This is a genomic window from Inquilinus limosus MP06 (assembly GCF_000767795.1).
Taxonomy (GTDB): domain Bacteria; phylum Pseudomonadota; class Alphaproteobacteria; order DSM-16000; family Inquilinaceae; genus Inquilinus; species Inquilinus limosus_E.
The window spans coordinates 1-9,901 of sequence record NZ_JANX01000196.1 but is presented as its reverse complement, the minus strand read 5'-3'; the positions used below and the strand labels follow the sequence as shown (position 1 = coordinate 9,901).

At 68.9% G+C, this 9,901-nt stretch carries 9 protein-coding genes; 7 read left to right on the top strand and 2 right to left on the bottom strand.

The genetic code is table 11. The features are described 5' to 3' along the window. The 7 genes from P409_RS16450 to P409_RS16420 form a co-directional block, all read left to right on the top strand. On the top strand, positions 1-601 hold a 601-nt coding region (locus tag P409_RS16450; protein ID WP_034839420.1), incomplete at its 5' end, for an ANTAR domain-containing response regulator. A 2-nt stretch (positions 602-603) separates the two neighbouring features. Further along, positions 604-1,452 carry an ABC transporter permease gene (locus tag P409_RS16445; RefSeq protein ID WP_052120767.1) on the top strand — a complete coding sequence of 283 codons (849 nt, stop codon included), beginning with the start codon at positions 604-606 and terminating at the stop codon, positions 1,450-1,452. Beyond that, complete coding sequence (locus P409_RS16440; RefSeq protein WP_034839417.1) at positions 1,452-2,372, top strand: ABC transporter permease; 921 nt, start codon at positions 1,452-1,454, stop codon at positions 2,370-2,372. The genes P409_RS16445 and P409_RS16440 overlap by 1 nt, the downstream gene beginning before the upstream one ends. Positions 2,373-2,406: 34 nt before the next feature. Beyond that, positions 2,407-4,029: an ABC transporter substrate-binding protein gene (locus P409_RS16435; RefSeq protein ID WP_052120765.1), complete on the top strand. Its 1,623-nt coding sequence runs from the start codon at positions 2,407-2,409 to the stop codon at positions 4,027-4,029. Then, positions 4,019-4,969: an acetamidase/formamidase family protein gene (locus P409_RS16430; protein ID WP_034839413.1), complete on the top strand. Its 951-nt coding sequence runs from the start codon at positions 4,019-4,021 to the stop codon at positions 4,967-4,969. Before P409_RS16435 ends, P409_RS16430 begins: the two co-directional genes overlap by 11 nt. After that, positions 4,966-6,747: an ABC transporter ATP-binding protein gene (locus P409_RS16425; protein WP_034839408.1), complete on the top strand. Its 1,782-nt coding sequence runs from the start codon at positions 4,966-4,968 to the stop codon at positions 6,745-6,747. The genes P409_RS16430 and P409_RS16425 overlap by 4 nt, the downstream gene beginning before the upstream one ends. Before the next feature lie 78 nt (positions 6,748-6,825). Next, the gene (locus P409_RS16420; protein ID WP_034839403.1) at positions 6,826-7,341 is read left to right on the top strand and encodes a hypothetical protein; all 516 of its coding nucleotides are present in this window, start codon (positions 6,826-6,828) and stop codon (positions 7,339-7,341) included. 46 nt (positions 7,342-7,387) lie between these two features. Here P409_RS16420 and P409_RS16415 read toward each other — a convergent pair whose 3' ends face one another. Further along, the gene (locus P409_RS16415; RefSeq protein ID WP_034839398.1) at positions 7,388-8,977 is read right to left on the bottom strand and encodes an ABC transporter substrate-binding protein; all 1,590 of its coding nucleotides are present in this window, start codon (positions 8,975-8,977) and stop codon (positions 7,388-7,390) included. 171 nt (positions 8,978-9,148) lie between these two features. After that, a partial coding sequence (locus tag P409_RS16410; RefSeq protein ID WP_193366499.1) for an FAD-dependent monooxygenase occupies positions 9,149-9,901 on the bottom strand: 753 nt, incomplete at its 5' end.

The following is a 9,901-nucleotide window of genomic DNA, read 5'->3' as shown; positions in this document are numbered from 1 at the left end:
CATGCGCCGCGTCCCCACCCCCAATTTCCGCGGCCGCAGCGCCGTGGTGCTGCACCGGCCCCACCCCGCGGCCGATGCGGTGCTGCGCCAGCTGGAGCGGCTGGGCATCGCCGCCCGCCCGGCCTGGCCGGCGCTGGCCGAGGCTGACCTTTCCGCCGATTTCGTGCTGTTCGACGCCGACACAGCCCATGACGGCCAGTTCCCCTGGCCCGCCGGCGCGCCGCCGATGCCGCTGGTCGCCCTGATCGGGTCGGAGGCGCCGGGCCGGCTGGACTGGGTGCTGGCCCAGGGCGCCACCGGCCATCTGCTGAAGCCGGTCGCATCCGGCGGCGTGTTCAGCGCCCTGGTGATCGCCGAGCATGGCTTCGCCGAGCGCCGCGACCGCGAAGCCCGGATCGCCGATCTGGAGACCAGGCTGCGCCTGCGGCCCGTGGTGGTGCGCGCCATCCTGACGCTGATGGCGCAGCGCGGGCTGAACGAGGCCGACGCCTTCCGCGAGATCCGCAGCGCCGCGATGCAGCGCCGCCGCAGCATCGAGGAGCATTGCCTCGACCTTGCCGCCGGTCCGACGGACCCGGCCGCTGGCCGGCGCGGAGGCTGAGGGTGGCGATCCTGAAGCAGATCCTGCGTCGCAAGCTGGCCCTGTTCGGGCTGGTCGTGATCCTGGTCGTTGTCGCCGCGGCCCTGTTCGCCCCCTGGATCGTGCCCTTCTCGCCCGACGAGCAGCTGTTCGACGGGCTGACGCTGGAGGGCGCGCCCCTGCCCCCGGACGGCCGTTTCTGGATGGGCACCGACCTGCTGGGCCGGGACATGTTCTCGCGCCTGGTCTACGGCGCCCAGACCTCGCTGATCATCGGCGTGGTCGCCAACGGCGCGGCGGTGCTGATCGGCACCTTCTTCGGCGTCGTCGCCGGCTTCGTCGGCGGCTGGCTGGGTGCTGCGATGATGCGCTTCACCGACCTGATGATGGCCTTCCCGGCCCTGCTGCTGGCGATCGTGCTGGCCGCGATCTTCAAGCCGTCGCTGTGGATCGTGGCCCTGGTCATCGCCATGGTGAACTGGGTGCAGATCGCCCGGATCATCTACACCGAGACCCGGTCGATCGCGGAGCGCGACTTCATCGAGGCGGAATGGGGCCTCGGCGCCTCCCGCGGCCGCATCCTGCTGCGTCATGTGCTGCCGCATCTGCTGTCCACCACCATCGTCTGGGGCACGCTCGGCATCGCCACCACGGTGCTGCTGGAGGCGACGCTGTCCTTCCTCGGCATCGGGGTGCAGCCGCCGACGCCGAGCTGGGGCAACATCATCTTCGAGAACCAGACCTATTTCTCGACCGCGCCCTGGCTGGTGTTCATCCCCGGCGCTGCCATCATCCTGCTGGCCCTGGCCTTCAACCTGGTCGGCGACGCGCTGCGCGACATCCTGGATCCGACGCAGAAGGGCCGGCACTGATGGGCGCCTATCTGCTCCGCCGCCTGGTCCAGGCCGTGCTGATCCTGCTGGGGGTCAGCCTGGTCACCTTCGTGCTGCTGTACCTGCTGCCGGCCGACCCTGCGCGGCAGATCGCCGGGCGCAGCGCGACGCCGGAGGTGGTGGCCAATATCCGCGCCCAGCTCGGCCTCGACCTGCCGTTCCACGAGCAGTATCTGCGCTATCTCACAGCATTGCTGCAGGGCGATCTCGGCCGCTCCTACCTGCAGCGGACCGAGGTGGCGACGCTGATCATGAGCCGCCTGCCGGCCAGCCTGCTGCTGATGGTCGGCGCCATCGTCTGCGAGCTGGCGCTGGGCCTGACCATGGGCGTGGTCGCGGCGCTGCGGCGGAACACCGCCACCGACCATGCGCTGATGCTGACCTCCTTCGTCGGCGTCTCGGCGCCGCAATTCGTGGTCGGCATGCTGCTGCTCTACGTCTTCGGCTGGCAGCTGGCCTGGTTCCCGCTCAGCGGCTACGGCAGCTTCGCGCATCTTGTCTTGCCCTCGCTGACGCTCGGACTGCTGGGTGCCGGCTGGTACTCGCGGATGATGCGGTCGGCGATGCTGGACGTGCTGCGCCAGGACTACATGCGCACCGCCCGGGCCAAGGGCTTAGGCGCCTGGCGCGTGGTGCTGGCGCATGCCCTGCCCAATGCGCTGCTGCCGATCATCGCCATGATCGGCATCGACATCGGCCTGTTCATGAGCGGCATCGTCGTCGTCGAATCCGTGTTCGGCTGGCCCGGCATCGGCCAGCTGACCTGGCAGGCGATCCAGCGCATCGACATCCCGATCATCATGGGCGTGACGCTGGTCTCGGCCGTCGCCATCGTGCTGGGCAACCTGCTGGCCGACCTGATCGCCCCCTTCATCGACCCGAGGATCAAGCTGCGGTGACCGACAACCGCCCCGAACCCAGACAGGAGGTTTCATGCTGAAGTCGTTGCTGCTCGCCGGCGCCGCCGCGCTGACACTGGCCCTCGCCTCGCCGGCGATGGCGCAGGACATCAAGCCGGGCGGCACCATGACCGTCACCTACAAGGACGACGTGTCGACCCTCGACCCCGCCATCGGCTACGACTGGCAGAACTGGTCGATGATCAAGAGCCTGTTCGACGGGCTGATGGACTACAAGCCCGGCACCACCGATCTGGTGCCGGAGCTGGCGGAGAGCTTCGAGGTCTCGGCCGACGGCCTGACCTACACCTTCAAGCTGCGGCACGGGGTCAAGTTCCACAATGGCCGCGAGCTGAAGGCCGCCGACGTCAAATACTCGCTCGACCGCGTGGTGCAGCCGGAGACGCAGAGCCCGGGCGCCGGCTTCTTCGATTCGATCCAGGGCTTCGAGGACGTGTCCAAGGGCAAGGCCAAGGAGCTGAGCGGCATCGAGACGCCGGACGACTACACGGTCGTCTTCCACCTGACCCGGCCGGACGCGCCCTTCCTGCACAAGATGGCGCTGAACTTCTCGCACGTCGTGCCGAAGGAGGAGGTCGAGAAGTACGGCGCCGATTTCGGCAAGCACCCGGTCGGCACCGGCGCCTTCAGGATGACCGAATGGACGCTGGGCCAGCGCATCGTGTTCGAGCGCAACCCCGACTATTTCCACAAGGGCCTGCCGCATCTCGACAGGATCGTGTTCGAGGTGGGCCAGGAGCCGGTGGTGGCCCTGCTGCGGCTGCAGCGCGGCGAGGTCGACATCGCCGGCGACGGCATCCCGCCGGCCAAGTTCCTCGAGGTCACCCAGGACCCGGCCTACAAGGGCCTGATCATCCAGGGCAGCCAGCTGCACACCGGCTACATCACCATGAACGTCAAGGCGAAGCCCTTCGACGACGTGCGGGTGCGCCAGGCGGTCAACATGGCGATCAACAAGGATCGCATCATCCGCATCATCAACGGCCGCGCCAAACCCGCGAACCAGCCGCTGCCGCCGTCGATGCCGGGCTACGCCGCCGACTACAAGGGCTACGCCTATGACGTCGCCGGAGCCAAGAAGCTGATGGCCGATGCCGGGCTGGCCGACGGCTTCACCACCGACCTCTATGTCGCGAACACCGACCCGCAGCCGCGCATCGCCCAGGCGATCCAGCAGGATCTGGCCCAGATCGGCATCAAGGCCGAGATCAAGGCCCTCGCCCAGGCCAATGTCATCGCCGCCGGCGGCGACGAGAAGCAGTCGACCATGATCTGGTCGGGCGGCATGGCCTGGATCGCCGACTTCCCGGACCCCTCCAACTTCTACGGCCCGATCCTGGGTTGCGGCGGCGCGGTGCCCGGCGGCTGGAACTGGTCCTGGTACTGCAACGCGGACCTGGACAAGCGCGCGGCCGAAGCGGATGCGATCGCCGCCCCGGCCAAGAGCGCCGAGCGCGAGGCCAAGTGGCGGGACATCTTTCTCGACGTCATGAAGGACGCGCCCTGGGCGCCGGTGTTCAACGAGCAGCGCTACACCATCCGGTCCGAACGGATGGGCGGGGACGACGCCCTGTTCGTCGACCCGGTCCACATCCCCGTCAACTACGACAACGTGTATGCCAAAGATGCCCAGTAACCCCCATCACCACCACACCATCCACGGCGCGCACCACCATTTCGGCTGGAACCGCGACTTTCCGCCGGTGGCCACGGTGGCGCCGGGGACGACGCTGGAGTTCGACTGCCTGGACAGCTCGGCCGGGCAGCTCTCTCCCTCCAGCACGGTGGCCGACGTCGCCACGCTCGACTTCGGCAAGGTCAACCCGGTCACCGGGCCGATCCTGGTCGACGGGGCCGAGCCGGGCGATGCGCTGAAGATCACGCTGGACCACTACGCGCCCTCGGGCTTCGGCTGGACCGCCAACATCCCCGGCTTCGGCCTGCTGGCGGACCAGTTCAAGGACCCGGCGCTGCATGTCTGGCGCTATGAGGCCGACACGCTGGCCCCGGCCCTGTTCTCGACCCTGGCGAAGGTGCCGCTGAAGCCCTTCGCCGGGACCATCGGGGTAGCGCCGGCCGAGCCTGGCCTGCATTCGGTGGTGCCGCCGCGGCGGGTCGGCGGCAATCTCGACATCCGCGACTTGGCGGCCGGGGCGACGCTGTGGCTGCCGGTCGAGGTGGCGGGGGCTCTGTTCTCGATTGGCGACACCCATGCCGCCCAGGGTGACGGCGAGGTCTGCGGCACCGCCATCGAGAGCCCGATGAAGGTGACGCTGAAGCTCGACCTGGTGAAGGGCGCCAATCTCCGGATGCCGCGCTTCAGCACGCCGGGCCCGGTGACGCGCCATCTCGACGCCAAGGGCTATGAGGTGACGACCGGCGTCGGTCCCGACCTGATGGAGGGGGCGCGCATCGCGGTGGCGGAGATGGTCGAGCTTCTGTGCCGCACCCGCGGCATGGCGGCGGTCGATGCCTATATGCTGTGCTCGGTCTGCGGCGACCTGCGCATCAGCGAGATCGTCGACCAGCCGAACTGGGTGGTGTCCTTCTACTTCCCGCGCATCGTCTTCGAATGAGCGGCGCCTCCACGCCCCTGCTGAGCGTCCGCGGCCTGCGCACGCAGGTCGCGACGCCGGCAGGGCCGAAGCTGGTGGTTGAGGATCTAAGCTTCGACCTGAACCCCGGCGAGACGCTGTGCATCGCCGGGGAATCGGGCAGCGGCAAGTCGATGACGTCGCTGTCGATCATGGGCCTGCTGCCGCAGCCGATGGCCCGGGTCGCCGGCGGCCAGGTGCTGCTGGAGGGGAGGGACCTGCTGGCGCTGCCCGAGCGGCAGATGCGGCGGGTGCGCGGCGGCGAGATCGCCATGATCTTCCAGGAGCCGATGACCAGCCTGAACCCGGTGATGTCGGTCGGCCGGCAGATCGCCGAGGCGATCCGCGCCCATCGCAAGGTCGACGGCGCCACGGCCCGCAAGCTGGCGCTGGAGGCGCTGGAGGCCGTGCGCATCTCCGAGCCCGAGCGGCGGCTGCGGCAGCACCCGCACGAGCTGTCCGGCGGCATGCGGCAGCGGGTGATGATCGCCATGGCGCTGGCCTGCCGGCCGAAGCTGCTGATCGCCGACGAGCCGACCACGGCGCTGGACGTCACCATCCAGGCCCAGATCCTGGAGCTGATGCGCGACCTGCGGCGCCAGTTCGGCACCGCGCTGATCCTGATCACCCACGACATGGGCGTGGTGGCCGAGATGGCCGACCGGGTGGTGGTGATGAGCCAGGGCAGGGTGGTGGAGAGCGGGCCTGTGGTGCCGCTGTTCGAGGCGCCGGCCCGGGACTACACAAGGCAGCTGCTGGCGGCCGTGCCGAAGCTGGGCCAGATGGCCGGCCGTGACGCGCCGCTGCGCGCCGAGGCCCCTGCCCTGCCCCAGGCGGCCAATGAGCCGATCGTTGCCGTGAAAGACCTGACCGTCCGCTTCGACATCGCCGGCGGGCTGCTGCAGCGCACGGTCAGGCGCGTGCACGCGGTCGAGAATCTTTCCTTCGCGCTGAACCCGGGCGAGACATTGGCCTTGGTTGGCGAGAGCGGCTGCGGCAAGTCGACCACCGGCAAGGCACTGATGGGGCTGGTCCCCTGGCGCGGCTCGATCCGCATCGCCGGGGCGGAGGCCGCGGGGCTGGGGCCAGCCGCGCTGAAGCCGCTGCGCCGGAACATCCAGATGGTGTTCCAGGACCCCTACGCCTCGCTCGACCCGCGCATGACCGTGGGCGAGCTGGTGGCGGAGCCGCTGGTGATCCATGGCTTGGCCAAGGGCGGCGAGCTGGCCAACAGGGTCGAATGGCTGTTCCGCCGCGTCGGGCTGGCGCCGGAGCTGCGCCACCGCCATCCGCATGAATTCTCCGGTGGGCAGCGTCAGCGCATCTGCATCGCCCGGGCGCTGAGCCTGTCGCCCAAGGCGATCATCGCCGACGAATCCGTCTCCGCCCTCGACGTCTCGGTCCAGGCCCGGGTGCTGGACCTGCTGCATGAGCTGCAGGCCGATCTCGGCCTCGCCTATCTGTTCATCTCGCACGACATGGCGGTGGTGGAGCAGATCAGCCACCGCGTCGCGGTGATGTATCTCGGCCAGATCGTCGAGACCGGCACCCGCCGCCAGATCTTCGAGGATCCGCGCCACCCCTATACGAAGAAGCTGATGCAGGCGGTGCCGATCGCCGATCCGCGCCGCCGCCGCGACCATTTCCAGCGCCTGTCCGGCGAGGTGCCGAGCCCGGTGCGGCCGGTCGACTACCGCCCGGAGCTGGTCGACCTGGCCGATGTCGGCGGCGGCCATCTGGTGGCGCGGGAGGCCGCCTGACCTTCTATCCGGTTTCACAACTCCCGCGCTGCCGCGTCCTGGAATTCGGACATTCGTCCGCCACCCCAGGAGGCGCCCGTGGTCTACACCGTTCCCGCCGCCCAGATCGTCGGCCAGCAGGCCCTGACGGTCACCGGCCTGCTGCAGCTCGTCAGCGGCACCAACCCGCCGCCGAACGTGCCCTTTCCCACGCTCGGCAGCCCGCCGGGCGCGGTCACCAATCTCGGCCCGGGCCAGGGCGTCACGATCCAGGCGGGGCTGGCGCCGGAGGTCGTCCGGTCCTTCGGCCTGATCACCTGCGCCTCGGTCTGCTACGTCACCACGGCCAGCACCACCGGCTATGTCTATCACGCCAATGCCGGCGCCATCCCCAATGGCAGCTTCAATGCGGCGATGGCCGCCATCGGCGCGGCCGGGCCGCCCTACAACGCCGTCTACGTCGCCTATGCCCACCAGAACGCCACGGATCAGGGCTATCAGCAGACGCTCGGGGACTTGGTGAACTGGGGCGTGCCGACCAACAACATCGTCGAGATCGAATGGCTGTTCCTGCCGCAATTCGGCATGAACAACCTGCTGCAGCTCGGATATTGAGGCCGAACAGGCCGGCCGGCCCCTGCGGACCGGCCGGCCCCGACGGTCACTGCTTGCTGCCCTGCCAGAAGAAATCGTTCTCCGTCCCTGGGCCCCAGACCAGGCCTTGGACATTCTTCCGCGCGGCCACCGTCTCCACCTGCTGGAACATGAAGGCGTAGGGACCGGTGTCGCGGATCTGGCGCTGCAGGTCCGCATACATCGCCTGGCGCTTGGCCGTGTCGGTCTCCAGCACCGCGGCCTCGGTCTGCCTGGTCAGCTCGGGGATGTCCCAGGAGGTGCGCCAGGCCGTGGTCTTCATCGGCGGGTTCTCGCCATTGTCGAGATTCATGCCGAAGTTCTGGGCGTTGGTGTGCGGGTCCTGATAGTCCGGCCCCCAGCGCCCGATCGCGGTCTGATACTTGCGGCTGCGGATCTTGCTGGTCTGCTGCTTGTCGTCCGAGGCGATGATCTGCAGCTCCACCCCCGCCTTGGCGAAGGTCGCCTGGATCGACTGCGCCATCTCGAGATAGGGCGACCCGTTCGGCACGTCGATGCTGATCTGGAAGCCGTTGGGGTAGCCGCCCTGGGCCAGCAGCTGCTTGGCCTTGTCGACGTCGAGCTTGAACGGCAGGTCGTCGAGGGCGCCGAGGAAGCCCTTGGGCAGGAAGTTCTCATGCGGGACCGCGAGGCCCTTCATGAAGCTGTCGGCCATGCCTTGATAGTCGATCAGGTATTTCAGCGCCTGCCGCACCTCGACCTTCTTCAGCGGCTCGGTCTGGGTGTTCATCGACAGGTACCAGAGGGTGCCGCGCGGCACCTCCTGCACCGTCACGTCCGGGTTCGACTTCAGCGATTCGAGCTGCTCGCCGGTCAGGCCACGGGCGATGTCGACATCGCCCTTCTGCAGCAGCAGCAGCTGGGAGGTCGGGTCCAGCACATGGCGGAAAAAGATCCGCTTGAAGCCCGGCTTGCCCCGCCAGTAGTCGTCGAACCGGTTCATCACCAGGCTCTCATTCGGTTTCCAGCCGCCGAGCTCGTAGGGGCCGGAGCCGGCCGAGTGGGTGTTCAGCCATTCATGGCCGAAATCGCCGTTCTTGGCGTTCGCCTCCACCACCTTGCTGTCGACCACCGAGGAGACGGTGGCGCTGAGGCAGTTGAGGACGAAGCTGGGCGCGTAGGCCTTGTCGGTCCTGAACACCAAGGTCCGCGCGTCCGGCGCCGTGACCATCGTGTCGACATTCTCCGCCGTCAGGCCGAACTGGCCGACGATGAAGGCCGGCGACAGGTTCAGCTTGATGGCGCGGCGGATCGAATAGGCCGCGTCCTCCGCCGTCAGCGGGTTGCCGGAGTGGAACTTGACCCCGTCGCGGATCTTGAAGCTGTAGCTCTTGCCGTCATCGGCGACGGTCCAGCTCTCGGCGATGCCGGGCAGGAAGTTCGCCGGGTCCTGGGCGTTGTAGTAGATCAGCCGGTCATAGACTTGGTTGATGTACTCGGTGGTCGAGAATTCGAACACCTCCGCCGGGTCGAGGCTAATGATGTCGTCGATGCGGTAGGCCTGGACCAGCGTGTCCTTCGGCGTCTCGGCCCGGGCCGGCAGTGTCGCGCAGCCGAGCAGGATCGCGGCGATGGCGCCGCGGAAGATTGTTCTCATTCGATGCACCCCCCTGTTTCATGGGCAGGGTGATCCTAGGCCGGCCCGGCAGCGTCGACTAGGCGGATTCGCTCATGCGTTGACGTATCCGCTATTTCCGCCGCAGGCGGCGGGATCTGCGCCGTCGGAGCGAGCCGGATCACGATTAAGGTCAAATCACAACCATCTGAATTATCGGACAACTTCTCGATCCAGAGAAGCACCCTCCGCGATCGGCGCGGCGGCGCCGGCCAGCATCGCGGGGCTGGTCCGGGCGAAGGGGCCGAGGGCGAGGCCGGCGAAGGTCTCGACCATCCGGCGGCGCATCCAGGGCAGCCGCGTCGAGGGATGGAAGGTCAGGTCGCGCAGGCTGCCGATCCAGCGTCTGTCGGACTGGAAGGCCGGGGTCAGCAGCGCGCTCATGCGCTGGTAGAAGCGGATGTGCCGCCGGCGCCGCGCGGCATAGGCGGCCAGGGCGGCGGGAATGTCCGGCGCCGTCGCCAGGGCGTCGGCCAGGGCGGCGCCGTCCAGCATCGCCATCGTTACCCCGGCGCCGAGCTGCGGGCTGGTCGAATGGGCGGCGTCGCCGATGAAGGCGATGCGGTCGCCGAACGGCCGGGGCAGAGTCGCCTGGGCGTAGCGGGCGAGCGTCAGCTGGGCCGTGTCGGTGATGCCGGCGATCGTCGGCTCGATCTCCGGCCACAGGTCGAGGACGCGGCGCCGCCACGCCCCGATCCCCGCCGCCACCAGAGCCGAATGCTCCGCCACCCGCAGGCTCCAGAACAGGATGGCGCGCGGGGTGTCGTCGCCCGGCACCCGCCCGACCGGCAGCAGCCCCAGCATCTCGCGCGCCGCACGGAAGCGCTGCTCCAGCCGGTCCAGGCGCAGCCCCGCGGCCGGCACCGTGGCCCAGACCGCGCCATAGGCGTAGGGGCGCGGCCGGAC

Excerpts from the sequence above, each read along its gene's own strand:
- P409_RS16440 (WP_034839417.1), top strand. The coding sequence starts at position 1,452 with ATGGGCGCCTATCTGCTCCGCCGCCTGGTCCAGGCCGTGCTGATCCTG.
- P409_RS16435 (WP_052120765.1), top strand. The coding sequence starts at position 2,407 with ATGCTGAAGTCGTTGCTGCTCGCCGGCGCCGCCGCGCTGACACTGGCC.
- P409_RS16430 (WP_034839413.1), top strand. The coding sequence starts at position 4,019 with ATGCCCAGTAACCCCCATCACCACCACACCATCCACGGCGCGCACCAC.
- P409_RS16425 (WP_034839408.1), top strand. The coding sequence starts at position 4,966 with ATGAGCGGCGCCTCCACGCCCCTGCTGAGCGTCCGCGGCCTGCGCACG.
- P409_RS16415 (WP_034839398.1), bottom strand. The coding sequence starts at position 8,977 with ATGAGAACAATCTTCCGCGGCGCCATCGCCGCGATCCTGCTCGGCTGC.